Here is a 25,964-nt window from a genome sequence, read left to right on the forward strand (position 1 = left end):
TGTAAACTAGTTAAAATCATTTTTAATGAGCACATCAGGTAAAAGCAGTTCCAGTAAAAAAGTAGCCGGTAAAAAGATGAAGGCAAGTTCTGTTTTAGAAGAACGAAGAAAAAACGTTTGGGTGTATAGCTTATTTACTGATTTTGATATTTCATTATTCATTTCTGGTAAGCACTTCCGTTTGTATGAGAAGATGGGGGCACACCTCCTGAACATCGATGAAACGGATGGTGCTTACTTTGCCGTTTGGGCGCCCAATGCTCAACAGGTAAGTGTAGTCGGTAATTTTAACCACTGGGATCAGACTGCTCACCACCTGAATAAAAGATGGGATGCTTCTGGAATCTGGGAAGGTTTTATCCCTGCATTAAAGAAAGGGGAAGTCTATAAATATGCCATCAGAGGTTTTGATGGAATAGATATTGAAAAAGGAGATCCTTTTGCCAGGCGTTGGGAACATCCGCCGCAAACCGCATCTGTCATCTGGAATACCGATTACAAATGGAAGGATAAATCCTGGTTAAAAAAGCGTCCGAAGCTTAATGCTTTGAACCAGCCAATGTCAGTTTATGAGCTGCATTTAGGCTCCTGGCAAAGAGATCCGGCAGAGCCTAAACGGGTTTTGACTTATAAAGAGATTGCTAAAAGTCTTGTCCCTTATATTTTAGATATGGGATTTACGCATGTGGAGCTGATGCCGATCATGGAATATCCTTATTTCCCGTCCTGGGGCTACCAGATCACCGGATATTTTGCAGCAAGTTCCAGACATGGGACGCCTGAGGAATTAATGTGCCTGGTTGATGAATTACATCAGCACAATATTGCCGTAATTCTAGACTGGGTACCTTCTCATTTTCCTGGAGATGCGCATGGACTTTATCACTTTGACGGAACACATCTTTATGAGCATGCCGATATGCGTAAAGGTTTTCATCCGGACTGGAAATCTTATATTTTTAATTACGATAGAAATGAAGTCCGTTCCTTTCTAATTAGCAATGCATTGTATTGGCTGGATCAATTTCATGTTGATGGGCTTCGTGTAGATGCAGTGGCGTCTATGTTATATTTTAACTTTTCAAGGAAAGAAGATGAAGCGGCCACAAACGAATTTGGTGGTAGTGAAAATCTAGGGGCAATCCAGTTTTTAAAAGATCTGAATGAAGCGGTCTATGGTAATTATGAAGGAGTACAAACTATTGCTGAGGAAAGCAGCACTTATCCTGGCGTCACACATCCTGTGCATGCCGGCGGGCTTGGCTTTGGAATGAAGTGGATGATGGGCTGGATGAATGATACTTTAAAGTATTTTAAGAATGATCCGATCAATAGAAAGTATCACCACCATCAGCTCACTTTTAGCATTACTTATGCTTTCAGTGAAAATTTTATGCTGCCTTTTTCTCATGATGAAGTTGTCCATGGGAAGTCCTCTATGATCTATAAAATGCCTGGAGATGAATGGCAAAAGTTTGCAAACCTCCGCCTTTTATATGCTTATATGTTTACCCAGCCCGGTACAAAATTGTTATTTATGGGCAATGAGTTTGCACAGACCCATGAATGGAATTTCAAAAGTTCTTTGGACTGGCATTTATTGCAGCATGCCCCACATTTGGGTATGCAAAAAACGATAAGGGCAATTAATAGCTTATACCGAAGCGAACCTGCATTATATGAGCATAGTTTCTCTTATGAGGGATTTGAATGGATCAATGCTGATGACGCGGCGCATTCTGTCTATATCTACCTTCGGAAGTCTAAGAAAGCGAAGGATACTCTAATTATAATTTTAAACATGACGCCTGTTTACAGGGAAAATTATATGGTTGGATTACCGTTTAAAGGTAAGTGGAAGGAGATTTTTAGTACTGATGCGGTAGAGTTCTTCGGAAGTGGGAAACATAATGATAAATTGATGGTCTCCAAATCAGTAGGTTGTCATGGCCGGGAAAATTCCATTTCATTGCATATTCCACCACTTGGAGCAATCATTTTAAAGCAGGATAGGTAACTTTCTTATTTTTAGATCGGTAAAAGAGGAAAGTTGCGGTCAATATAAATAGAAAGGTCAGGGAAATGAGTAAATAGGAGGAAACTGACCATCCTGCTTTAGGAAGATTTACCTGCTGGTCATAACCCATAAAGATGAGGGCATCCCAATAATAGGGGAGGTATTGATCTGAAGTAAGCCTGGGATTATTTAACCAGTTTAATTTTGCTTCACGTAAAGAGGAGCTGATTTTCATCTCCTTCAACATATTTTTATACGTGTCCGCTGTTATTTTTGCTGCAGCATCATCATTCACATTCCAGAGACTGGCGATGGTCCCTTGTGTGCCAATAGCTGCAAAGCCTCTGCTTAGACTAATGATTCCCTCTCCATCTGTCATCATTCCATCGGCCGTCCTGCAGGCACTGAGAACGACCAGGCCTGGCGCATTTTTTCTGGCTGCCAGCTCAAACAGGAATACCTCGTCGTCAGAAAAAGAAAGGGTTGGTTCTTTATGCGGTCCGGAAAGATAAGAATGGGTGCTGATGTGCAATACATCTGCTTGCTCAAAAGCATCAAAGAAATTTTTAGTATCCGCTTCATTATCTATTAAAAATCGACCGGAAATCAGCTTTTTTAAGGAAGAAGCCTCTAATGCAACCGCCGGAATGAGTTGTTTATCGTTAACCTGATGAGTCATGAATAGTCCTGCAAAACCTTTATTTTCATTGCCGGAGACTATCATGTGCTTTCTTCTTGATTGGTTGATCCAGGTCTGGAGAGAGAAAGCATAAGAAATCCCTTGTTTCTTAAGGAGGAATGGCCAGCGGGCGATGGATCTCTGATACGACTGATCAGTAATTAAGCTTTCAAAAGAAAGTCTTCCAATAACCTCATCGGGAATAATAATGAGACCTTCATTTTTTTTGAAACTGAATTGACCAAGTAGGAGCTGGTAACAGCGGAAGGAAGCGTCATAGAAATCTTTAGGCTTGTTGGTCATCGCTTCGATGCCATTGTTGTAATAGGTTTCTACAAAGTCACTGATCATTTGTTTTACTTGAAGAGCATGGCTGGTTCTGATCACTTGTTGTACCTGTCTATTGTTGATTTCAACAGTATAAATGTAGTCGAGGCCTGAAAAGAATAGGATAAAATGTGTTCCGGGAGGTACTCTTTTTAGGATGCTTTGGACATTCAGTTCTTCATTCCAGGCCAAAGCAGGATAACGTTCCCTTAGCTTTTTGTTAACGTATTCCAGCTTAAATTTCAGATCAGCGCTGTTTTCTTTGGCATATTTACTACCTCCGGAGCTATGTAACGATATCTTTTCCTGATAAGCGATTGCGCTTTCCAGGTTTTGTTGCTGTAAGAAAAGACTATCCCTGGTCTGAAGGCTCAACTGCTGCTGATTGCGTCTGATGTCGTCCAGTAAAATCCTAGCTTTAGTTTGTTCTATCAGCTGGAGAATGATCTCCGCATAATGGTGTTGTTTTGTTTTCTCCAGCAATCCAAATGCAATAGTAATGGCTTTTTCTGCCATTTGTTTGGTTTCGGATTGAAAGCGCTGTTTTGTTTTTACGTCTGCAAGTTCAAAGCGTATTTTATCTCTTGTTAAAAGAGACCAATAGATATTTTGAAGCGCCTCTTTTTCTTCTCCCAGGTAGGAGTATGCCAGTGACCTCTGGTAAAAAACATCCTGTAAGCGGTTATCACCAAAAATTTTATTCTGATTGACCTGTCCTTTAGCGTCTAGCAGGCCTAAGGTATTTAAAGTCTGATTAAAATAGACTAAAGCCACTTTAGCTTGTTTTAGTCCCAGCTTTATTTTCCCAAGCTGAGTGATGATATAAGCTTTTTCCCTTAATCTGTTCCCTTTATAATATTGATCATTAGTTTGAAGCCCAAGTCGATAATAACGTTCTGCTGCCGGAAAATTTGTTAAGGCGAATTGCACATCTCCTGCTGTAGTATAACTGCTCAATAACCAATAAGCTGTTTCCTGGTCCTGTTTCATTTTTTTTTGCCTTACCATGTTCTTGGTAATAATACTTTCTGCCAGCTTCAACTCATTTTTCTCTTTGTAAATATCAGCGAGTGTATTATTTAGCAGGATAAGCGAAGAAAATGTCGCTTTCTGGCTGCCCAGTTCAATGCACTCCATCGCTTTTTTGAAATCTCCAATAGAACGGTACGAAATACCAAGATTGTTGTAAGTAGTGGCTGCAAGTTCCTCATCTTGTTCCTTCAATGCATAATTCAATGTTTTTTGTTGGATAAAAATGGCCTTTTCATAATCTCCAAGTCTGGTGTAATTATTGGCCCAAGGCTTTAACACAAAATCAGAAATATCCATGTTGACTTGATGATCCTGCCAATAATTATAAGCCTGTTCATAGCAATTAATCGAATTGAGGATATTTCCTGCATACATTTGATTGTAGCCCTGGTGACTAAGTAGCAGTACCCATGCTTGTATTTCTGTTGCGGATTTGGGTTTGCGCCAGGCAGCGGCTGCGCTATTCATCAGAAAGGAGAGGCTCTCACCCGGATAAGCCTGGGCATAATCAATTCTGGTATATATCCAATCGCTAAGGTTATTGTTTTTTTTTAAGGAATCGAGTGATCTTGTGATAACCACAGGTGGACTGCTGACTGTTTGCGCGGCCAGTGTCATTGAAAAAAATAAGAGAAAGGCTGGAAAACAGCCTGCTATGATTTTTTTGATCAGAACTTCCACGTTAAATAAGTAATTAACCTGTTGTTATTTTGTTGTAAAGTATATAAATAGCGGAAGCCAATTGCAGGACCGACATAGACCTTCCCCAGTTGGATGTCAGCAAAGAACGTATTTTGAAAATCGTTAAAACTACTGCTGATTTTTTTAAAAGTTTCTTTGATCGGTGGGCTTGATCCGGCAGCAGTTGCTTCCAGGACAATAGTACGGATTGGCTTTGCCTGTTTATCGAGATTAAAAGAAACCAGAGTACCTATGCCGGCACCAAAATATTTATTAAAATTGCGCCTCAGTTGTAATGGGACTATATTGATGCTGACTACCCTGATCTTTGCAGTACTATCGATATAGTTAATCCTTTCCTCTTTTCTATTTGGAACAGCAATGAATCTTCCATTTCCTGGTGTTCTTTGAATCAAAAATTCTTTTTCAGAAAAAGAATTCATGTACAACTCTGCCTGTAAAAAATACCGGTGCGGAGCATAAGGCGCCACGCTCAACCCAAAAGTAATGTTCTTTTGTCCGGAAAAAGGGCTATTACCATTTTCAAAAGGAAAACCATAACCAGCAATTATTCCAGGAGAGATGCCTGTTTTGTATCTTCCGGCTGCTCTGTTGGTATAGATCGGCTCGTTTTTATCGAATACAATTGCAGCACCGCTTCTGAATGGTAGTTTTTTTGGTTTTTCTAAAAAACCGATTTTATATTCGATATAGCCCATGGTAGAGTCAGCATCATTAACTCCTTTCTGTTGTAAACCTGGGAGATATATGTTTTTAAAGACAAAATGAACACTATCAGCCGTTCTTATTGTATCCATACAACTCTGATTGGTATAGGCTGAATCGCAGCTGATCACTTTAGGTTTTGAATCCAGTATTTCAATAGAGGCCATATTCAGATTTGGAGGAATGACTACACCCACATCTACTCTCTTTGCAGGTCCTTTACCAGTATTTTGAAATTTCACCTTATAAGTTAATTTTCTGTTTTTTCCTGTAAACCGATAATTCATCCTGCTGTTTTTAAGTATCATCTTATTCGGATCATGTGAAGCAACGATTTGCAGTTCCAGTGTGAAAAATTCAGTAGCTGCAAGTGCATCATCAGGAATAAACATGCCAGTTAATTTGACCACAGCATTGGTATCCTTAATCATTTCAGGAGTAGTTTTTAAATGAAGAAAAAGAAAGTTTTCCTGTCCTGCCTTCAGATTTTGAAATTTCCAGCTTTCCACTTTTCTAAAACCATTCAATTTTTCTTTGATTAGTGCTGTTCCTTCCGGATCGAATACAGGAACAACTTCCGGATATGAGGGGCCTTTTAGAGAGGCAGTATAACGATCATCCGTGATTTCAGGTTTTAAAGCAGCGAAGTATTTATCCATTGTGGACTTTTTCTCTTGATGATAGCTTCTGGCTTCAGCGAGTTCAAAATTATCTTTATTAAATTCCTTGTCGTTATATAGGAAGGCAATGGTTCCGCCTAAACTTGGAATTCCGTTTTCCGTTTTATTTCTATAACCAAGGACTACCATCATATCATCTCCAGGTTTTGGCATGCAATTGGTTCTCATCTCAACAGATCCGCCGGATTTAAAAATAGAGGGCTCCCGGTGGTGCTGGATTGATGCGAGTACGGGCCTGCTGGATCCTGGTTTAAGTGGCTTTGGTCTGGTTGGCGGACGCTTTCCATCATCATAGCTGTTGGTGGCAAAAAGACGTACCTGATAGAGAAGACTGTCGGAAAAAAAATGAAGCGGTTCTTTTTCAAATGAAAAACTACCATCGCCAAATTCCCAGAAATAGGTGTAAAATGGTTCCGGGGCACCAGCAATTTGCCTGAGGGGGCGTAAAACTGAACTGAATTTTATTCCGTTAGATTCTACTTTATGATTTATTATGGCTGGGATGGTATCTGCCGGAATAATTTGTGTTTGAGCAAATGCGTTTCCAAAACAGAGTAGAGAGAGTAAGCAGACTAGTTTTTTCATCTTAGCTAATAAATTTAACAATAAAATCTTTAAAAACCAGAAAAGATAAAGCCCCGTTAAGGACTTTATCTGATAGAAGAGCGCATATGTTTTTTAGTAATTGTCGAGGCTGTTGATTGCTGCCTGAACAGTAGATTCTGTAGTTTCAGTTAAGGTAAGCACTATATTTTGTCCGGCGCTGATGGTCACCTCTTCGGAAGCGTAGTAAAAGTGGCCATCTTTGATAGAGAATGAAAGCATACGACCCTGAACACCTATAGGCATCATGTTATCATAACTTTTTACTTTATTCGGGCCATCTGGAGTATACAACTGGGCGGCAACATTACTTCCTTTGGCGCAAAAGAATACATATGTTTCTCCACTATAAGCATGGAAATTGGCAAAGGTTCCTGGATTATTGGTCAGTTCAACGGTGACGGTAGTTTTGGGATTGGCATAGCTGTAGAAGACATCACAATTGATCCATCCCAGTGTTCCAAAGTCGAATGTAAAAGTTGAATTTGTCGCATTCACTTCTTTTTGACCTACACCGTTAGCTTGTGGTCTTGGTGCCTGCCATGCCATCTGATTATTACCTGCGGCAACTAAAGGTTTATTGTTCTGATCTACACCTACCCAGAGTTGAGTTACACCATCTCTTTTGGCGGGTATGGATATTTTTACAGGTACAGCCAGATTCTGATCGACGCTGCCACTATTGGTTTTTACATCCAGAAAGATAAATCCATCAGATGCAAGTGGCGCTCCGGAAGCATGGTTGGTATTTGCACCGGTAAATAAAACTGTACTCCTTTTCAGGACTTCATACGCTTCAACGATTACAGTTCCAGTAACTGGTACCCCGCCCTTTGTTAAAGAGCCTGCAGGGAAATTGATTTTAGTTCCTCCGGCAAGGGTGATAGTCTGAGGTAGAGCAGAGGCGTTGATTTGTACCGTTTGTTGCTGGGCTCCAAATTTCGAAGTAAAATCTTTTGCGTTTTGCACTGTACCTTCATCGGTACCTTTGTCTTTTTTGCATGCAATGGTTAAACAAACAATTGCAATAAATAGTGAGGAGATTAGGTTGAACTTTTTCATGTCTGTAAAATTTAAATTATTGTGTGATTCGAATAGATATCAAGAAGCATGAAATATTGTTACCCCCCTGCCTTCAATTTTTTTTACGGCTTGTCAAAAGAAACTTTAAATTAGCAGGACATCATTTTTGTTTACTTCATTATATGGCTAAAAATGTACATGCAGATCAACGCTTTATTATTGGACTGATAAATAATGATACCATCGTTGTCAACGATATCTATAAACGTTGTGCCCATAAAATAAAATCATGGATCACTTTCAACAACGGGACTGAAGATGATGCAGCTGATATCTTTCAGGAAGCTTTAATGGACATTTATCGGCAGGGAAAATACAAATCACTGGAGCTGACCTGTCCTTTTGAACCATACCTGTTATTGATTTGTAAGCGCAAATGGTTAAATCAGATAAAAAAAAGGTCAATTCTGCCGGTAACAAATTTGGAGGAAGATTTATTACATATTGGAGAAGATACTTTTGCTCAGGCAGATGAGCTGGAAAATCAGAGCAGGCAATCTGACTTATTTTACGGTGCATTTGAAAAACTTGGAGCACGCTGTCAGGAAATCATCGCCTGGAGTATGAAAGGAGAAGCACAAGAGAAAGTTGCAGAAGCACTTGGGGTAACTTATGGTTACCTGCGTAAAAAGAAATCTGAATGCATGGCCTCACTGATTAAAATGGTTCAATCAATTAAAATGGAAGAATAATGGCTAACGAGGATAAATTAACCAATGTGGTGCGATATGTGGAAGGAGATATGGAAGCAGGGGAGTTAGAGGCCTTTGAAATAATGCTCAGAAAGGATGCTAAATTACAGGACTTGCTGATTGAATATAGAGATATCCATCAAACGTTAAAGATGAAAATAGCTCCTGACGCTAAGGATGAAGCTTTGAAAGCGACATTGACCGAGTTAAACGGAAAATATTTCAGCAAGGGGAAAAAAGTAATGACCCTGAATGGCTATTTGAAATGGGTCAGTATTGCTGCAGTTTTAGTGATCGGACTACTGGTCTGGGCGCCATGGTCTGCTGGATTATATGAGAAATATGCCATCAGCAGGGAAATGTCAGTTGCAGAGCGGGGAGCTGCTGCATCGCAAAAAATAGAACAGGCAGCCGCACTCTATAATGCGGGCGATTTCTCCGGAGCAGCCAAAATATTGGGGCCCGTTTATCAATCCAATCCGGAAAGGGCGAGGATTGCTTATTATTATGGGATTAGTCTGATCGAGAATAACCACGAAAGTGAAGCCCGAAAGGTATTGCTAAGGTTATACGAAGGAACCTCCGTGTTTAAATACGATGCCCTGTATAATATCGGACTTAGCTATGTGAAACAGAGGAATAATAAACAGGCACTGGTATGGCTGGATAAAGTTCCTGTTGCTGATCATAACTATGAACAGGCGAGGGAACTAATTGGGAAATTGAAATAGCATTTAAAAAAAGAACCTGTACACAATTTATGATACAGGCTCTTTTATACTGTTTGAATGATTTGAATCAAGAGAAAATAATAATTACTATTGCTAATTGTAAGGACTGCTTTAATCGAAAGTAATCTGTAGTGGCCCGGAGATTTTGTCAATGTGACAGGCACATTTGCCACCTTTTACTTTAATTGTAGCTGATTTTGTCTGGTTGGTCTCTACAGATGTTCCGGTGATTTTTAAATCATCCCCTTCCTCTGACAGGCTTTTCGTATTTCCGTCATCTACGATTAAGTAGCTACCTTTCGTAAGGTTCGTCGTCATACTGGAATTCGCGTATACTCTTTCTCCAGTCCTTTGATTAATTACACTGAGGTCTTTCACTTCAGTGCCGACTGCTTTGTTATTTAGGAATGTGATCACAAATGAACGAAATTCCTCAGTACATATCCTGTCTCCACATTCAGAATCTGTTGTCTTTTTTTTACAGGATAGCAATGCGCTCCCCATTAATAATATAAGTATCAGCTTTTTCATAATTTATCGGTTTTAATGATAAACGCAACAATTCAAAAAAACGCTACAGCTGAAATTAGGTAACGGTATTAAATTGGTGTTAAATGAGTAATGTGTAAAAAAATGAAGCTGTACATAATTGCAGTGCCCCCAAAAAATATCTAACTTTTTAGGGGCACTGCAGATGCTTATTGGGGCCTCTTTTTTACTCGAAATCGTAAATGACGCGTTGTGTCAGCTGTTTTTTATCTCTCAATCGCTGGAGGTTATCATGTAAAGCACTCTTATCTTCAATGCCGGTACTGCTTAAAAGCGCCTGCTTATAAAGTTCATTTGCCACTTCCCAACGCTTCTCCTGTTCTGCATAATTCCCCATTTGTTCGTAAATGCAGCATTTACATACCCCTTTTATCAGGAGTGCCTGGCTAAAAACTTGTTCTGCTAATTTTGACATTTCCAAAGTGGTTAGCAATCGGAGGTAGGGTAGGTAAACATCAGGGAATTCTGGTTCCAGGCCGATACATTTTTTGTAGTAGTATCCCGCAGTCTGGTAGTTTTTGAATCTATCCTGATAAATATTCCCCAAATGATAATATGCCCGGGCATATTCGGGATCAATCTGAATAATTTCATTCATGAGATGAAGTGCTTTCTGAGGCTCGCCGTGTTCGAGTTCGTCGATGGCTTCGAGGTATTTCTCTTCGGTAGTATATAAAATGTCCATAAGGATACTTGTCTTTTTTTGTTCCCGGTAAGAAAATCTTCCGGAAGGGTGTTAAATCATTAATTCGGGTAATCGTTGAATATCGGAGGGATGCGTTATATCCCGGATAGAATAGGAAGATACATGCCTATCCCTGGCAGGCATACCATTGGGCTGCTGCTGTTCATATGGATATGTTGGTATTTAAGCATGTTCTTGTTTTTTACAAATGTAAGTATATGTATCTAAATATCAAAACGTTTGGCTTTTTGTGCAAGATCTTGATTGAGAAGAGGAAGGGCTTTCTTCAGAAAGAATTCTTAGATCCTGAGCAGGTCCTACCAGAGCTTATTATTGGTGTATCAAAAATATTACTCAATAATCCGCTATCTGCTCAATTCTAAAGGAAATATAGTGTCAGTATTGGAGAATCTATGTGAAGTCTGATAAAGTAGCTTCCCTTATCTTTAGTTTTTAATTAAATAATATCAGATGGAAGTTTTTTGTAAAGAAAGAACTCCATAACTATTTGTAAATTACCTGAACTAACCAAATGTATGATTCCCGGTATGAAATTATTCCGTAGCAAAAAGTTGCTTGTGATCCTTATTATTTTAGGAGTCGTGGTATTGGGCTCTTTTCTGATGCCTTCCTCAGATAAAGTAGATTTCAATACGCAAATTAAACCCATCTTGAATAAGAAATGTATTTCCTGTCATGGTGGGGTGAAGAAACAAGGTGGTTTTAGTGTGTTGTTTCATGAAGAAGCACTTGCCGCAACTAAAAGCGGTAAGCCCGCTATTATCCCGGGAGATCCTGAAGGAAGTGAAATGATCAAAAGACTACTTAGTAAAGATCCGGAACTCAGAATGCCTTATCAGCATGAAGCTTTGAATGAGGAAGAAATTGACCTTTTTAAACGTTGGATCAAACAAGGAGCAAAGTGGGGAGACCATTGGGCTTATCTTCCTGTCAAAGAAGTAGAAGTCCCTGATGTATCAGAAGACTGGGTAAGGAATGACATCGATAAATTCATTTATGCAAAGCTGGAAGAAAAGAAAATGAAACCTTCCACAGAAGCAGATAAAGCAACCTTATTAAGGAGGGTAAGTCTTGACCTGATTGGCCTGGCGCCTTCATATCAGGTGATGCGTCAATACCTCAATAGTAAAGACAGCGATAAAGCCTATGAAACGCTTGTCGATTCTTTGATGAATTCTCCTCGTTTTGGCGAAAAATGGGCTTCCATGTGGTTAGATGTTGCCAGGTACGCAGATACCAAAGGTTATGAATCTGATGGCGGCAGAGAAGTTTGGAAATACCGGGATTGGGTAATTAAAGCCTTCAATCAGGATAAACCCTATAATCAGTTTATTACCGAACAAATTGCCGGAGATTTTTTGATCAATCCCACAGATGAACAATACATCGCCACCGCTTTCCACAGAAATACCATGACCAATGATGAAGGAGGAACAAACAATGAAGAGTTCCGGGTTTCTGCTGTCCTGGACCGGGTGAATACGACCTGGGAAGGTTTATTGAGTACCACATTTGCCTGTGTACAATGTCATAGCCATCCATATGACCCTTTTAAACATGATGAGTTTTATAAGTTTATGGCTTATTTTAACAATACCAGAGATGAAGACCTGGCGTCTGAATATCCTTTACTGAGACAATACGATGATTCTTTGCAAAGAAAGCTTACTGGCTTGACTTCCTGGATAACACAAAATGCAGGAAAGGAAAAAGCAGCGGAAGTATACAAGTTCCTTAAAACCGGACAACCCAGTATTAATTCTACAACTACAGACAGTCTGAAGAATGCGGTAATTGGAAACAATAATATTGCCTTATTTTTCAAGAATAATGCGGTGGCGCGTATCCCGCAGGTAGACTTAAAAGGGGTAAGGCAAATGATTTATCGCTATTCTTCCAATTTGCCAGGTGGAAATATGAAATTGCGTTTAGCCCATCCCAATGGGCCGGTGATTGCTTCCTGGAAGGTTCCTTCAGGGGATCAATATCAGAACTTACAGGTCGAGATCAAACCTCAAAATGGGGTTCATGATATATACCTCAGTTATCAGAATCCGACAATTAAAAATAAAGATCAGTTCGCAGTATATTTTGACTGGTTTTATTTCTCGGATTCCTTTCCTGGTAAGACTAAACCTGGGTATGAGGAAAATAAAAAACTGTTTTGGACCTTGCTGAACTCAAACCCATCTTCAATTCCGGTGATGGTAGAAAATCCAGCCAACAGACAACGGAAAAGCTTTGTCTTTGAAAGAGGAGCATGGACCTCCAGAGGGAAAGAAGTGCAGGCGGGAGTGCCAAAAACGCTGGCTTATGCCATGCCTAAAAACGCACCTCAGAATAGAATGGGATTGGCTATGTGGTTAACTGATCCAAGAAATCCATTGCTCTCCCGTACCATGGTAAACCGGCTTTGGGAACAATTGTTCGGAACCGGAATTGTAGAAACACTGGAGGATATGGGAACCCAGGGAATGACGCCCACACATAAAGAAATGCTGGATCATTTGTCGTGGGAGTTCATGCACAAACATAAATGGAGTGTAAAGTCGATGCTGAAGGAAATGGTGATGAGCGCGACGTACAGACAGGATTCCAAACTTTCAGAAGAGGTTAAGGAAAAAGATTTATTCAATCATTACTATGCCAGAGGACCACGAACCCGTTTGAGTGCGGAACAGCTAAGGGATCAGCACTTAATGGCAAGTGGGGTCCTGAGTACCAAAATGTATGGACATGGTGTAATGCCATGGCAACCCGAAGGAATCTGGAATTCACCTTATAATGGTGCAAAATGGGAGAACTCAAAAGGGGAAGATCAATATAGAAGGGCAATTTATACTTATTGGAAAAGATCTGCACCATATCCTTCTATGATTGCATTTGATGGGGCGCAAAGAGTCGTTTGCAGTCCAAGACGAATTCGTACCAATACTCCCTTACAGGCATTGGTTACCCTGAATGATGAGGCTTACATAGAAATGGCACGTCACCTTGCAAATAGAATGGAACAGAAAGGTGGCAAAGATATCGGACAGCGGATCAGCAATGGGTATCAATGGATTATGTACAGACCTATTGCTACAGCTAAGCTCCAAATCCTGGATAAACTGTATATGCAAGCCTTTAATGACTATAAACATAATCCTGCGAAGATGGAAGAGATCCTTGGAACAGGAAATAAAGATAAAAAGCCGGAAAAAGCAGCTTTGGTAATTGTAGCGAATGCCATGTTGAATCTGGATGAGGTAGTGACCAAAAATTAAATAACGTCATGACAAGAGATGAATTAAATGCACATCGCCTGGTAAAAGAGGCTAAGGAAACAGAGTTGAGGTCTTTTACCCGCCGACATTTTTTAAAAGAAAGCGCAATGGGTCTGGGTGCTATTGCAATGGGTTCCTTATTGGGAGGTTGTAACTTTGGAGCTAAGACCAATAACCCGGTTTTATACGATCCAGCACATCCTTTATTGCCTAAGTCGCCGCCGTATTTTGGAAAGGCTAAAAGTGTCATCTATCTGCATATGGCCGGAGCACCTTCTCAACTGGAGCTTTTTGACTATAAACCGGAACTGGTGAAAATGGACGGTCAGGACTGCCCGCCTTCTCTTCTTGCAGGGAAAAAGTTTGCCTTTATTACCGGTGTTCCTAAAATGCTGGGCCCACAGGCTCAATTTGCTCAACATGGACAGAGCCGTGCCTGGATTAGTGATAATATGCCTCATTTTTCTACTATGGCAGATGAGGTGAGTTTCCTGAAAGCAGTGAGTACTGATCAGTTTAATCATGCTCCGGCGCAACTGCTGATTCATACCGGAAGTGCTCGTCTGGGCAGACCAAGTATTGGTAGCTGGGCCACCTACGGACTTGGAACGGAGAACCAGAACTTGCCGGGATACGTAGTGCTCACTAGTGGAGGAAGCTTCCCCGATGCAGGAAAGAGTATCTGGGGGAGCGGTTTTTTACCCTCAGTTTATCAGGGAGTACAATGCAGAAGTGAGGGGGATCCTGTTTTATTTATTAAAGATCCGCACGGTATGAGCCGTGATTTACGCAAAGCCTCAATTGATGCCATCAATGCTTCAAATGAGCTGGAATATGCAAACTATAATGATCCGGAGATTCTTTCCAGGATCTCTCAATATGAAATGGCTTACCGGATGCAGATTTCGGCTCCTGAAGTGATGAACATCAATGATGAACCGCAATATATTCATGAGATGTACGGCACTGAGCCAGGGAAATCTTCATTTGCGAATAATGTACTGCTGGCCCGCAAGCTGGTGGAAAAAGGAGTGAGGTATGTTCAGCTCTTTGACTGGGGATGGGATGCTCATGGTGACGGGCCCAATAACTCACTTAATATTGGTTTGAAAAATAAATGCAGGAGTACAGATAAACCGATTACAGCTTTATTACTGGATTTGAAACAAAGAGGATTACTGGACGAAACCCTGGTGGTTTGGGGCGGTGAGTTTGGTCGTACGCCAATGATGGAGAATAGAAACGGAATTCAAAATCCATATAACGGAAGAGATCACCATACTGAAGCATTCACAATGTGGATGGCTGGTGGTGGAATCAAAAAAGGCTTTACACATGGCGAGACCGACGAAATTGGCTATAGTGCGGTGAGTGGAAAAGTAGATCCTTTTGATATTCAGGCTACCATACTTAACCAGCTTGGGTTTAATCATGAACAGTTTACCTATCCTTTTCAGGGTAGACCATTCCGTTTAACCGATGTTGCGGGAAAGGTAATTCAGGACATCGTTGCCTAATCTAAAATTAACCAAACAACCACAGAAATCAATGCACCAAAACCGAAGGAATTTTATTAAAACTACTGCCACCGCTACTGCTGCGGGAATATTTAGCCCGCTTACGGAGCTGATTGCGAAGAATACTATTGATGTTAAAGCTGCTATAGGTTATGAATTGCTGTTTATGGCTACCGACTGGGGCTTCAGCGGTAGTACTGACGACTTCTGCCGGGAGGCAAAAAAGGAGGGGTACGAAGGAGTTGAGGTATGGTGGCCTGCGGACAATACTGCCGCACAGCAATTGTTATATGATGCTTTAAAAAAGCATCAGCTACAGGTCGGTTTTCTTTGCGGCGCTGGTCAGCCTAAAGCAAAACCTCACCTGGAAACGTTTATGAAAAACCTGGATGCTGCATTAAACAGTACCCAAAAGCCTGTTTATATCAACTGTCATTCGGGAAAGGATTATTTCAGTTACGACGAAAATAAAGCGATTATTGACTATACTACTAAGAAATCCAAAGAAAGTGGGATTCCCGTTTATCATGAGACCCATCGTGGACGTATGTTATATTCAGCACCTGTAGCACGTCAGTTTATAGAGAAGAATCCGGAGCTACGTCTCACCCTGGACATTTCACATTGGTGCAACGTGCATGAAAGTTTATTGGCAGACCAACAGGAAACGATTGATCTGGCATTGGAAAGAGTCTCTCATATTCATTCCAGAATTGGACATCCTCAGGGACCACAGGTAAATGATCCAAGAGCCCCGGAATGGGAAAATGCACTCCAGGCACATCTGGCATGGTGGGATAAGGTAATTGCCCGTAAAAAGAGAAACGGAGAGAGGATGACGATTCTGACCGAATTTGGTCCGGCAGATTATATGCCAACGCTCCCGTTTACGCGTCAGCCAGTCGCCGATCAATGGGGGATAAATGTGTATATGATGAATCTATTGCGTAAACGTTATCAATAACTTGAGGCCATAATGATGCTTTTATCTATATCAGACCTTATCGGGAGACTTCATCCCATATTGGTACACCTTCCAATAGGAATTTTATTAATGGGCTGTTTGTTTCAACTGCTCAGCAGATACCCTAAATTCTCGGGAATAAAAACCGCAATTCCTTTGATTTACCTTTTTGGTTTTTTTGGAGCGGTATTTTCTTGTGTGAGTGGTTATCTTTTATCTCAGAGCGGAGATTATGATGGTGGTCTTGTAGGGATTCACCAATGGCTGGGGATCGGTACAGCACTCTTTTCTCTGTTTTCATATTTCATGGTTCAAAAAGCTATTCGGGAAGTTATCTTAAATATAGCGGCTGTAGGATTATTGTTACTGATTACGGTGACAGGACATTATGGGGGCTCTTTGACTCATGGTTCTGATTATCTGACAGTAGCATTGGCAGATAGCCCGGCAAAAGGAGGGGCCGCAATCCCTCCGGTAGCAAACGTACAACAGGCGATGGTCTATACACATATGGTTCAGCCCTTGCTGAAAAACCGGTGCTACAGTTGCCATGGCAGTGAAAAACAAAAGGGAAAGCTTCGGTTGGATAACCGTGAATTTATGCTGAAAGGTGGAGAAGAGGGAAAGGCACTGGTCCCTGGAAGTGCGGAAGAAAGCGCGCTGATCAAAAGGCTGCTGTTACCGATCAGTAATGAAGACCACATGCCGCCAAAAGAAAAGCCGCAGCTTTCGGCTCAGGAGCTGGCTCTATTGGAATGGTGGATCAAAGAGGGCGCAGATATTAATAAAAAAGTACAGGACCTGAAACAAAATGAAAAGATTAAGCCTGTATTGCTGAGTTTTCAGACAGGAGCGAAGAAAGAAGCGGTAAAGATTTTGGAAATTCCCGAAAAAGAAGTGGGCAAAGCCGATACTAAAGTGATTGCAAATCTGAAAGCTGCTGGAGTGGTGGTGATTCCGGTAACAAACAATAGTAATTATCTATCGGTCAGTTTTGTAACAGCCAAACCATCTGCCGATTTATTAGTGCTGCTGAAATCTTTAAGTGCACAACTGATCTGGTTAAATCTGGCCAATACGAATCTGGATGATAAAGGAATGGAGGTAATCGCAGGATTAAAAAACCTGGTCAGGATTAATTTGACCCAAACACGGATTACCGACAAAGGATTGTCTCTGTTGAAAGCAATAAATACCTTGCAATATCTAAACCTGACAGGCACGAAAATAACGACAAAAGGATTGATTGCTTTGAAAGGTTTAAAGGAGCTTCGGCAAGTTTATTTATACCAATCTTCAGTAAATAAGATGGAGGAACAGGAACTGAAGAAAAGTTTTCCAAAAACTGTTCTTGACTTTGGAGGGTATCAGGTACCTACACTGGCCAAAGACACGACAGAAGTAAAACCATAAAAATATCGGTTGTTAGCATCATATAAGAATGGAATCACTATTTTAGAAATAGAATTCATCTGCTAAACCTAGTTTTATTAATGACCACCTTAACCAAAGAAAAAAGTGCACTGACATATTTGCTGAGTGCACCTGTGATTGTAGCTTCCCTGGGCTATTTTGTCGACATTTATGATCTCCTTTTGTTTGGAATTGTACGAATCCCCAGCTTAACAGAGTTAGGTCTTGACGAAGCTGCACGTTCCATAGAAGGAGCAAGTATCCTCAATTGGCAAATGACTGGCTTGCTGCTAGGAGGCGTGTTATGGGGTGTATTAGGTGATAAAAAAGGGCGGCTTTCTGTACTTTTTGGTTCGATCATTACTTACTCCATCGCAAATTTTGCCTGCGGTTTTGTACATGACGTTTTTATTTATAAGGTTTTACGTTTTATTGCAGGCATTGGCCTGGCTGGGGAGTTGGGGGCCGGAATTACCTTGGTTTCCGAGAGCTTGCCAAAGCGTTTACGGGCATTAGGTACTTCATTGGTTGCGGGAGTTGGGGTGCTCGGCGCAGTGGTCGGCTACTTTACAGTGGAGTTGTTTAGCTGGAGAAATGCTTATTTCATCGGTGGGGGCATGGGAATCCTCTTGTTGTTCTTAAGGATCGGTGTGTTTGAATCCGGAATGTTCCATGCGATGAAGGCAAAAGAACAGCTGAGTAAGGGGAATTTCTTTTCTTTTTTTACCAGGAAGAGCCGGTTGATCCTATACCTGAAATGCATTGGCGTTGGACTTCCCACCTGGTTTGTAATTGGAATTCTAGCCACATTTAGCAATGAAATTGGAAAAGCATTACACATCTCTGAAGTGATTAAACCCGGTCTGGCGGTAATGTGGTGTTATGTTGGTCTGGCAGCAGGAGACCTGGTGAGTGGCTTATTGAGTTATTGGCTGGAATCACGGCGTAAGGCAGTCGCTTTACTGATGTTATTTGCAGCTATTGGAACACTGATCTTTTTATATGCCGGAATTAGAACCTCTACAGGGTTATATCTCATGTGTCTCTGGACCGGCTTCGGAATCGGATATTGGGCCATGTTTGTCACCATTGGAGCAGAGCAGTTCGGTACGAATGTACGTGCAACAGCAGCGACTACCATTCCAAATATGGTAAGGGGCACTGTGGTCTTAATGACTACACTTTACACCTTTTTAAAACCACAGGTGCTGGAACTTTATGCGGCAGGCATCGTTGGCCTCATCTGTTTTGGAATTGGCTTTTATTGCATTAAAACAATTCCTGAAACACACCATAAAGACCTGGATTTTGTGGAAGATTGATCTATTAACTATTTGATTTTATGAAATAAATGCTTGCTTTTCAGCCATTATAAAACAGGTTGCAGAATCACAGACTTTAATTTGAATAATTCTTTCGCATTTGTTTCCGGACTTATTTTTATTGTATAAATCCCTGTTTTGGCCACAGATACAATAGCTACAGGGTGTTTAATAAATAATAATGGTTTTCCCGAACTGTATTCGGAAGTTCTCAGGGTTTGAAATTTGTATGTTTTATGGGCAAATTCCATAATTCCTTCCTGTTTTGCATTTTCTTCGGAACAGGAGTATTCCAATAGAATTTTATAGTCGCCAGATGCTGTAATGTTAAATTTAAATTCTACCTGATCCTCAGGTTTGGTCATATGGAGGATGCAGGGAATATGTTTCCAGTCTCCGAAATAATGACTGTAAGTAAGGGTTTCCATTTTTGCAGCTCCACTGGTGTTGGCATTAGCCACCTCCAGAATATTCGCTTCATATTGATCGGAAACCGTTGGGATATTGTTTAGATAGCCATCATTCAATATTCCTTTATACTCTACCGCAATCACAGTATTGTACTGGTCTGGGGAATGCGGCATGTCGACGCTAAGGATCTGATCTTTCAGGGAATATTTTAAAGGAGCATTATCGGTGAGCCGGTAAACTTTAGTAATGGTGCTGTTTATGCCTGGCACAATGATTTTGCCATTTCCTGGGGGATAAAGAACATGAAGAAATAATCTTCCAGGTTTAGAAGTGCTGACACCCCAGGGCTGCGCTGGAATGGGCCCGTAGGTACTTTCGTATATGCTTTCTCCGTTAGCTTTTAACCAGACACCGGTTGCCCTGAGAAATTTTTCTGAATAATAGGGGATTTTTCCTTCTCCATCCGGACCTACATTAAGCATCAGATTTCCACCTTTAGAAGCCACATTTGCCAACAGGTGAATGATTTCAGCAGGTGATTTGAAATTCATATCATGACTGATGTAACCCCAGGAGTCATTATGGGTATAGATGGATTCCCAGGCACCCTTAATTGGAGTTGCAGGAACTTCCGAATCCCCAAAAGTCCGGTAGTCGCCTAATCCCTGCCCAACGCGGCTGCTAAACAAACTTTTAGGCTGAAGAGCATGCATTTCGTCTACCAGTTTCTGAGTCTGTTCTTTATTTAATCCACCAGGCATATCAAACCAGACTATGCCAAGATTGCCATAATTGGTTAATAATTCTTTGAGTTGCGGGATCGATTTTTCCTTATAATATTTTAGATAGTCTTTATCTGCCTCTTTGAAATCCCATTTGTTACCTCCTCCATTAGGCTCATGCCAGTCTAGAAACTGAGAATAATAAAAACCAAATTCAATGCCTCTTTTTCTGGTAGCATCTGCCAGGGCTTTCATGGGATCTTTGCCATAAGGAGAGGCTTTTACGATATTGAAATCACTGACTTTAGAGTCATACATCGCAAATCCTTCATGATGTTTTGCGGTGATCACCAGATAACGGATTCCGGCATCTTTCGCCAGGTCTGCCCATTTCTGAGCATTAAACTTAACCGGATTAAAACTGGAAGCAACCTTTGCATATTCTGTGGCAGGGATTTTTGCCTGATTCATCAGCCACTCTCCACTACCATAATAATCTTTATCTTTCCATACACCAGCCAGCTTTGAATATAGTCCCCAATGAATAAATAGGCCAAACTTGGCATTCTTAAACCAAAGGGTATTTGGATTTTCCTTTGCATTTACCTCTTTGTCCCATCTGTCAATATCCTGTGCAAATGAAAAGCTATAGGACAAAAAGCATAAAAAAATGCAAATAATGGTTTTTCTGATATGGTTCATACAATTATTAGTCCTTGCTGGTTAGTCGGTTACTAAGTTAATAAGCATGAATTTTTATTGTTCTCTCTTTATAGCTAATCATTAAGCTTTTTTGGCAAGATATTCACATTCTTGGGCAATACTTGGTTGTTTGCGTTAAATGGTTTAGGTTTATCCTCCCAAATGTGCAGAAAGCGTAGAAATAGAAGCTGGAATAGAAATGGAATTAGGTAGAATGACGAATATTAAAGTAACAATTAACTGGCTAGATTTATTAAAAGTAATCGCTGTATTTATGGTGATTGTAGCACATGCAAATGATTGCATTATCCTAAATCAGGACGGTAATTTTAATTTTGAATGGGGCACTTATATCGGCTCTTTATATCGTTTTGCGGTTCCTTTGTTTGTGTTGATATCGGGAGTACTGTTACTGCCTACAAAGCTGAATCTATTGGAGTTTTATAAAAAACGCCTCTGGCGGATCCTCCCTGCACTACTTTTTTGGGGTATGGCATATGTTTTGTTCGATGGGATCATTCTGAACCCTAAAACCTGGGATAAAATATTCATGGATATCGTCAGACTTCCATTGAGCTTTGGAGATGCTTCCCCCCACCTTTGGTATTTATACATGTTGGTAGGATTATACCTGATCATTCCACTCATTTCTCCATGGGTAGCTAAAGCGACAAAAAGAGAACTGGAAATGGTATTGGGCATCTTTATTTTCTCCACTTTCATTCCGTATCTGAAGTTTCTGACGGGCCTGGCATTTGGAGTCTGTGACTGGAATGAATTTCACTCCTTTTATTATCTGTCTGGTTTTATAGGATACTTATTAATGGGGTATTACCTGTATACTTATTTGCCGGGATGGAGCATTAAAGCAAAAAGATGGACTGGTATGTTTCTGTTTCTAACAGGATATGGAATAACCTATTATCTGACGATCAGTGTACCTTTCTCCATTCCCAACATTGAAATGGTATGGTATTACTGCTCTCCTAATGTTCTTTTAGAAGCTGTCGGTATATTTATGCTACTAGAAGGAATAACGATTAAAGAAGGTTTTTTCTTAAAGATGATCAATGCCATTGCACATTACTCTTTTGGAATTTTTCTCGTTCATTATTTTTTTATTGGGCCAGTTTTCAGATATATGGCAGTTCACTTTGGCCTGCATCCGGGATTAAATGTATTGGTATCTGCCACATTAACGTTAATGATTGCTTTCGTGATAACCTGGCTTCTTGCGCGCCTTAAGCTGACCCGGAAATTAGTGAGTTAAGCTTACTGAGTTCCTTCGATCAGGATGATTGCCCGTAGCGGCTGCATGCCAATCGAAGGAAATACTGTTATTTTTCGTAATTTGCTCCCAGTATCTTTTTGATCAGCCTCAGTATCCGTTGGAGGTTGTAGTTATGGTTCTGATCTGACATGATATGAGACAGGATAAAATTCTCGTCACAGGCCTTTATGGTGGCCAAAGATACCTCAAGGATTTCAGCAATTTTTTTTAATGAATCGTCTCCGATCACAGCTCTCTGTTCCATTCTTGATACTGCCTGCTGACTTACTCCCAGAGCCTTAGCTAATGTTTCCTGTTTCATTTCACGAGCTGTACGGATGCGGCTTACGTTCTTTCCCAAATGAGGTTTCCTTGTCATAATGTTACTTTGTTTTTAAAATTTGTGGTATTGCCTGAATAACCATTTGTATAATACAACCTCTTCGTTTGTTAATTACAACGTTACATAATGAAGTAAATAAAGTTGTTATTTTTACTTTTGGTTAATTAAAGCGAAAATTATGACAATTATATCTAAAAGAAAAGAAAGTAGCCTAAAAGTTAGTTTTGTAACCTTCGATCTGATCTATTTCATTCAGATGAAAAGAATTGCCTGCAGCTTGTCTCAGGAAGAACTGTCCTTTTTAATCGGTAGAGGAAATAATTTTATTACCGAGCGGGAAACCTTTAAAATGAACAAAGAATTGTGGTTGGGGGATATTTCAGTGATGTCAATGATATTTGACTGCAGGCCTGCGGAATTTTTCAGAAAGGTGAGGGGAAAGGAAAACGAGATTCGATTGTTATCCAGACAAAGCGTATTGGGCGATTATATTCAGTATGAGGTGTTTGGCTTGCGTCAGGATGATTCAATTGAATTGTTATATATGATCAATGAAGAAGACCCTTCAAAGAAGTATGATGATAGAGAAAAGTCATTTCTGTTAAAAATTGCGAAGAAAGAGGTGACCGGATTGATCAATGAAGGTTATTTTGCCGGAATAGAAAGGGGGCCTTTTGAAATATTCAGAGAATGCCGCACAAGAGGAGGACATTTAATTAAAGCATATTTTGTAGCTCAGGCATTAAATGAATATTTGTTGGGAACCGGTCGCCTGGCCGTACTTAAGAAATATAAACATAAGGATAAAGGGTTTGTATATCAGGGCTCATAAGGAGGATCACCCGCTAAATAGATGGAAATTAATATTCACTTAAATGGTATTTTTAATATTTTAGTGAAATCTTATTTTTTACGACCACTAAACCAACGAAAATGAATTTAAAAATTAGCGCTCTGTTAGTGACTTCTGTTTTGCTTCCAGCTTTAAAATTTCTGAATAATGAGCAACCCAAAAATGTTCCTATTAAAGGAACCTGGCAGCTGGTATCGGGAATTACGATTCAAAAGGGAGATACTACCTTTACTGATTACAGAAAAGGTATGAAGCAGATAAAGATTATCAATGATACCCATTTTGCTTTTCTTAACCACGATTTGAAGATGGGAAAGGATACTGCTTCGATTTTTGTTGCCGGGGGAGGGAGGTATACTTTAAAAGGAGATGAATATACCGAGCACCTGGAATATTGTAATTACAGGGAATGGGAGAATAAGACTTTTGTATTCAAAGTAAAGTTAAAAAATGATACCTTGACTCAGCAGGGAATAGAGAAAGATGAGAAAATTGGGGTGGACAGGGAAATCATTGAAAAATATATTAAATTAAAGGATTAATGATGAAGCCAAGGGATATTTCTAGTATCAGGTTAATTAACCAGCAAATTGAAACAAGTAGCTTTACCTGTGGAAAAGAGCTGGTATCCTGGATGGGAGCCATGCAGGCACAAGATTATGCAATGGCCAGCTGGGGAATCGGATTAAGAATCCCTGGTTTTACAGAAAAAAAGGTTCAGGCAGAAATTGATCAGGGGAGAATTCTAAGAACTCACCTGCTGCGGCCAACCTGGCATTTTGTGGCGGCGGATGATATCTGGTGGATGCTGGAACTCACTGCTTCTCATGTAAAGACAAAGTCCAGATCCAGGTTTAAAGAACTTGGCTTAAGTCCCGAGATCTGCCAGAAAAGTAACCGGATTATAGAAAAGGCTTTTTCAAAAAATAAATACTTAACCAGAGAAGAACTACATGCTGAAATTGAAAACAATAAGCTAAGCATCGATAAGGATCGTTTGACTTACCTTATCTTTTGGGCAGAATTAGAAGGGATTTTATGTAGCGGAATAAAAAGAGATAAAAATCAAACTTACGCGATTCTCGGGGACCGGGTGCCTAAACCCAGTTCTTTATCGAGGGATGAAGCATTGGCGAAACTGGCATTTACCTATTTTTCGAGTCATTGTCCGGCGAGCCTTGCCGATTTTTCCTGGTGGTCGGGATTGTCTGTTACAGATGCAAAAAGAGCGATGGAAATAATCCGTCCAAAATTTATCTTTGAAACAATTGCCGATCAGCAATATTGGTTTCCGGAAAACTTTTCTACGCCCTTCCCTAAAAATTCTTCTGTGCATTTGCTGCCGGCTTTTGATGAATTTCTCATCAGCTATAAAGATAGAACTGCTGCATTTCCTCTGGGACATCACCCTAAAGCATTCACCATTAATGGAATTTTTCATCCTGTTATTGTTGTAAACGGGCAGGTTAAAGGGATATGGAAGAGAACAATAAAGAAAGATAAAGTTTACTTCGAACCTTTCTTTTTTAATCCGGTACCGCAAAAAACTTTAGACTTAACAAAGAAAGCTGCCATAAATTTTGCTGAATTTCTGGATAAAAAAATAGAAATTTTAAATCAGGATAAATTTGATGAAAAAAGATAGAGACGCTGCTGTTATGGGAATTTTTTATATCCAGGCATTTGGGCTATCTTTGTTTAATGAATTCCGCCAGGCAGTTAAATAAAACAGGAAATAGTCAGTTTGCTACGCAATTGCGGACCGCTATAACAATGTTCTGCCGTTTTCTTTCCCAGCAATATCGATTGGGAGATTCTTTTCTTAAAAGTAGCAAGGACTTTATTAATTAAGCCCCAGCCTCTCTGAAGGTTTGGGGTTGGTTACCTTACTCTCTTTTTCTTTTACCTTTTTGTTTTCATCATGAAAAAATTGGATATGACGCCTCTTTTTAAGGCTGTTCTTATGCTTCCTTATTTATTGAACCTCTTTGTTTTATTGCTCGCAGTCTTCTTATTGAAACCAATATGGATTGGCCTTTCTGTGTCTTTTTATATAGGATTATCGGAGATTCAGTCCGTACGGATAACATGAAAGGTGAATACTTGAAAAAGATGAAAAAATTAATCAGGAGAACCCAGGATTTTGATGATTTGGCCCCAGTTGAATTTTAGACTGGGGCTAAGGGCAGTAAAATTATTTGAATCATTTAATCCATATACACATGAACACAACATCATTAAAAATAGACAATACACCAATTATATTATCAACAGGAATTTTTGATTTGTTAAAAGACCATATCAGAAGAAGAAAGTTAAGCAGGTTCAATGAGGAAAAACTGAAACTGGAGCTTCGTTATGCAAGACAGGTACTAAGAAAAGAATTGCCTGAGGAGGTCGTGACTGTAAACCGTCGGGTTCGCGTAAAGGAATTGGAATCCGGAAAGGAATTTACCTATAAACTGGTTGCTCCGGGAAAAGCAAGAGATAAGCATAAGACCTTATCTATTTTATCACCTATAGGCGTGGCAATGTTGGGTTATATGAAAGGAGCTAAATTGCAATGGGAAATGTCTGATGGGATAAAAGCATATCAGATAGAAGAGGTGACCGAACTAAATTAATAATAGACTAAGGCCGTTCAGAATATCCGTCTGAACGGCCTTAATTATAGG

20 protein-coding genes are annotated in these 25,964 nt (G+C 40.1%); 13 read left to right on the plus strand and 7 right to left on the minus strand.

The window, feature by feature from the left end:
* Window positions 1-25 precede the first annotated feature (25 nt).
* Window positions 26-2,017, plus strand: coding sequence for a 1,4-alpha-glucan branching protein GlgB (gene glgB / locus BFS30_RS10095; RefSeq protein WP_069379177.1), 1,992 nt, complete (start codon window positions 26-28; stop codon window positions 2,015-2,017).
* Here glgB and BFS30_RS10100 read toward each other — a convergent pair.
* The 3 genes from BFS30_RS10100 to BFS30_RS10110 form a co-directional block, all read right to left on the minus strand.
* Window positions 1,995-4,673: a CHAT domain-containing protein gene (locus BFS30_RS10100; protein ID WP_157262900.1), complete on the minus strand. Its 2,679-nt coding sequence runs from the start codon at window positions 4,671-4,673 to the stop codon at window positions 1,995-1,997. The genes glgB and BFS30_RS10100 overlap by 23 nt on opposite strands.
* Before the next feature lie 50 nt (window positions 4,674-4,723).
* Window positions 4,724-6,727, minus strand: a complete 2,004-nt coding sequence (locus BFS30_RS10105) for a PKD domain-containing protein (protein ID WP_069379179.1) — start codon at window positions 6,725-6,727, stop codon at window positions 4,724-4,726.
* Window positions 6,728-6,820: 93 nt separating this feature from the next.
* Complete coding sequence (locus BFS30_RS10110) at window positions 6,821-7,807, minus strand: hypothetical protein (protein WP_069379180.1); 987 nt, start codon at window positions 7,805-7,807, stop codon at window positions 6,821-6,823.
* Between the two features lie 143 nt (window positions 7,808-7,950).
* On the opposite strand from BFS30_RS10110, the gene BFS30_RS10115 reads away from it, so the two are divergent.
* Both BFS30_RS10115 and BFS30_RS10120 read left to right on the plus strand, forming a co-directional pair.
* Complete coding sequence (locus tag BFS30_RS10115) at window positions 7,951-8,520, plus strand: RNA polymerase sigma factor (RefSeq protein ID WP_069379181.1); 570 nt, start codon at window positions 7,951-7,953, stop codon at window positions 8,518-8,520.
* A complete protein-coding gene (locus tag BFS30_RS10120; RefSeq protein ID WP_069379182.1) occupies window positions 8,520-9,251 on the plus strand; it encodes a tetratricopeptide repeat protein in 732 nt (243 codons plus the stop codon). Before BFS30_RS10115 ends, BFS30_RS10120 begins: the two co-directional genes overlap by 1 nt.
* A 111-nt stretch (window positions 9,252-9,362) precedes the next feature.
* Here BFS30_RS10120 and BFS30_RS10125 read toward each other — a convergent pair whose 3' ends face one another.
* The gene (locus BFS30_RS10125) at window positions 9,363-9,782 is read right to left on the minus strand and encodes a hypothetical protein (RefSeq protein ID WP_069379183.1); all 420 of its coding nucleotides are present in this window, start codon (window positions 9,780-9,782) and stop codon (window positions 9,363-9,365) included.
* Between the two features lie 184 nt (window positions 9,783-9,966).
* Complete coding sequence (locus BFS30_RS10130) at window positions 9,967-10,485, minus strand: tetratricopeptide repeat protein (RefSeq protein ID WP_069379184.1); 519 nt, start codon at window positions 10,483-10,485, stop codon at window positions 9,967-9,969.
* A 548-nt stretch (window positions 10,486-11,033) separates the two neighbouring features.
* Between BFS30_RS10130 and BFS30_RS10140 the strand changes: the two genes are divergently transcribed.
* From BFS30_RS10140 to BFS30_RS10160, 5 genes are all read left to right on the plus strand, one after another.
* Window positions 11,034-13,772 (plus strand): DUF1553 domain-containing protein, encoded by a 2,739-nt coding sequence (locus BFS30_RS10140; protein WP_069382377.1) that lies wholly within the window; start codon window positions 11,034-11,036, stop codon window positions 13,770-13,772.
* 8 nt (window positions 13,773-13,780) lie between these two features.
* The gene (locus BFS30_RS10145) at window positions 13,781-15,289 is read left to right on the plus strand and encodes a DUF1501 domain-containing protein (RefSeq protein WP_069379186.1); all 1,509 of its coding nucleotides are present in this window, start codon (window positions 13,781-13,783) and stop codon (window positions 15,287-15,289) included.
* A 31-nt stretch (window positions 15,290-15,320) separates the two neighbouring features.
* Window positions 15,321-16,253 (plus strand): sugar phosphate isomerase/epimerase family protein, encoded by a 933-nt coding sequence (locus BFS30_RS10150; RefSeq protein WP_157262901.1) that lies wholly within the window; start codon window positions 15,321-15,323, stop codon window positions 16,251-16,253.
* Between the two features lie 12 nt (window positions 16,254-16,265).
* Entirely contained in the window at window positions 16,266-17,666 is a 1,401-nt protein-coding gene (locus BFS30_RS10155; RefSeq protein ID WP_069379187.1) for a c-type cytochrome domain-containing protein, read from the plus strand.
* 80 nt (window positions 17,667-17,746) lie between these two features.
* Complete coding sequence (locus BFS30_RS10160) at window positions 17,747-18,988, plus strand: MFS transporter (RefSeq protein ID WP_069379188.1); 1,242 nt, start codon at window positions 17,747-17,749, stop codon at window positions 18,986-18,988.
* Window positions 18,989-19,035: 47 nt separating this feature from the next.
* On the opposite strand, the gene BFS30_RS10165 is transcribed toward BFS30_RS10160, so the two are convergent.
* Window positions 19,036-20,823, minus strand: coding sequence for an alpha-L-fucosidase (locus BFS30_RS10165; RefSeq protein WP_069379189.1), 1,788 nt, complete (start codon window positions 20,821-20,823; stop codon window positions 19,036-19,038).
* Between the two features lie 214 nt (window positions 20,824-21,037).
* Here BFS30_RS10165 and BFS30_RS10170 point away from each other — a divergent pair, with 214 nt between their 5' ends.
* Entirely contained in the window at window positions 21,038-22,093 is a 1,056-nt protein-coding gene (locus tag BFS30_RS10170) for an acyltransferase (protein ID WP_069379190.1), read from the plus strand.
* Window positions 22,094-22,160: 67 nt separating this feature from the next.
* On the opposite strand, the gene BFS30_RS10175 is transcribed toward BFS30_RS10170, so the two are convergent.
* Window positions 22,161-22,472, minus strand: a complete 312-nt coding sequence (locus BFS30_RS10175) for a helix-turn-helix domain-containing protein (RefSeq protein ID WP_069379191.1) — start codon at window positions 22,470-22,472, stop codon at window positions 22,161-22,163.
* A gap of 142 nt (window positions 22,473-22,614) precedes the next feature.
* On the opposite strand from BFS30_RS10175, the gene BFS30_RS10180 reads away from it, so the two are divergent.
* From BFS30_RS10180 to BFS30_RS10195, 4 genes are all read left to right on the plus strand, one after another.
* The gene (locus BFS30_RS10180) at window positions 22,615-23,268 is read left to right on the plus strand and encodes a hypothetical protein (protein WP_069379192.1); all 654 of its coding nucleotides are present in this window, start codon (window positions 22,615-22,617) and stop codon (window positions 23,266-23,268) included.
* Window positions 23,269-23,369: 101 nt separating this feature from the next.
* On the plus strand, window positions 23,370-23,831 hold the full coding sequence (locus tag BFS30_RS10185) for a lipocalin-like domain-containing protein (RefSeq protein WP_069379193.1): 462 nt from the start codon (window positions 23,370-23,372) through the stop codon (window positions 23,829-23,831).
* Window positions 23,831-24,934 carry a winged helix DNA-binding domain-containing protein gene (locus tag BFS30_RS10190; protein WP_083252012.1) on the plus strand — a complete coding sequence of 368 codons (1,104 nt, stop codon included), beginning with the start codon at window positions 23,831-23,833 and terminating at the stop codon, window positions 24,932-24,934. Before BFS30_RS10185 ends, BFS30_RS10190 begins: the two co-directional genes overlap by 1 nt.
* Window positions 24,935-25,511: 577 nt before the next feature.
* Window positions 25,512-25,913: a GreA/GreB family elongation factor gene (locus tag BFS30_RS10195; protein ID WP_069379194.1), complete on the plus strand. Its 402-nt coding sequence runs from the start codon at window positions 25,512-25,514 to the stop codon at window positions 25,911-25,913.
* Window positions 25,914-25,964: the final 51 nt, after the last annotated feature.

Origin of the sequence: Pedobacter steynii, assembly GCF_001721645.1 — a bacterium.
GTDB classification, from domain to species: Bacteria; Bacteroidota; Bacteroidia; order Sphingobacteriales; family Sphingobacteriaceae; genus Pedobacter; species Pedobacter steynii_A.

Excerpts from the sequence above, each read along its gene's own strand:
- glgB (WP_069379177.1), top strand. The coding sequence starts at position 26 with ATGAGCACATCAGGTAAAAGCAGTTCCAGTAAAAAAGTAGCCGGTAAA.
- BFS30_RS10100 (WP_157262900.1), bottom strand. The coding sequence starts at position 4,673 with ATGACACTGGCCGCGCAAACAGTCAGCAGTCCACCTGTGGTTATCACA.
- BFS30_RS10105 (WP_069379179.1), bottom strand. The coding sequence starts at position 6,727 with ATGAAAAAACTAGTCTGCTTACTCTCTCTACTCTGTTTTGGAAACGCA.
- BFS30_RS10110 (WP_069379180.1), bottom strand. The coding sequence starts at position 7,807 with ATGAAAAAGTTCAACCTAATCTCCTCACTATTTATTGCAATTGTTTGT.
- BFS30_RS10115 (WP_069379181.1), top strand. The coding sequence starts at position 7,951 with ATGGCTAAAAATGTACATGCAGATCAACGCTTTATTATTGGACTGATA.
- BFS30_RS10120 (WP_069379182.1), top strand. The coding sequence starts at position 8,520 with ATGGCTAACGAGGATAAATTAACCAATGTGGTGCGATATGTGGAAGGA.
- BFS30_RS10125 (WP_069379183.1), bottom strand. The coding sequence starts at position 9,782 with ATGAAAAAGCTGATACTTATATTATTAATGGGGAGCGCATTGCTATCC.
- BFS30_RS10130 (WP_069379184.1), bottom strand. The coding sequence starts at position 10,485 with ATGGACATTTTATATACTACCGAAGAGAAATACCTCGAAGCCATCGAC.
- BFS30_RS10140 (WP_069382377.1), top strand. The coding sequence starts at position 11,034 with ATGAAATTATTCCGTAGCAAAAAGTTGCTTGTGATCCTTATTATTTTA.
- BFS30_RS10145 (WP_069379186.1), top strand. The coding sequence starts at position 13,781 with ATGACAAGAGATGAATTAAATGCACATCGCCTGGTAAAAGAGGCTAAG.
- BFS30_RS10150 (WP_157262901.1), top strand. The coding sequence starts at position 15,321 with ATGCACCAAAACCGAAGGAATTTTATTAAAACTACTGCCACCGCTACT.
- BFS30_RS10155 (WP_069379187.1), top strand. The coding sequence starts at position 16,266 with ATGATGCTTTTATCTATATCAGACCTTATCGGGAGACTTCATCCCATA.
- BFS30_RS10160 (WP_069379188.1), top strand. The coding sequence starts at position 17,747 with ATGACCACCTTAACCAAAGAAAAAAGTGCACTGACATATTTGCTGAGT.
- BFS30_RS10165 (WP_069379189.1), bottom strand. The coding sequence starts at position 20,823 with ATGAACCATATCAGAAAAACCATTATTTGCATTTTTTTATGCTTTTTG.
- BFS30_RS10170 (WP_069379190.1), top strand. The coding sequence starts at position 21,038 with ATGACGAATATTAAAGTAACAATTAACTGGCTAGATTTATTAAAAGTA.
- BFS30_RS10175 (WP_069379191.1), bottom strand. The coding sequence starts at position 22,472 with ATGACAAGGAAACCTCATTTGGGAAAGAACGTAAGCCGCATCCGTACA.
- BFS30_RS10180 (WP_069379192.1), top strand. The coding sequence starts at position 22,615 with ATGACAATTATATCTAAAAGAAAAGAAAGTAGCCTAAAAGTTAGTTTT.
- BFS30_RS10185 (WP_069379193.1), top strand. The coding sequence starts at position 23,370 with ATGAATTTAAAAATTAGCGCTCTGTTAGTGACTTCTGTTTTGCTTCCA.
- BFS30_RS10190 (WP_083252012.1), top strand. The coding sequence starts at position 23,831 with ATGATGAAGCCAAGGGATATTTCTAGTATCAGGTTAATTAACCAGCAA.
- BFS30_RS10195 (WP_069379194.1), top strand. The coding sequence starts at position 25,512 with ATGAACACAACATCATTAAAAATAGACAATACACCAATTATATTATCA.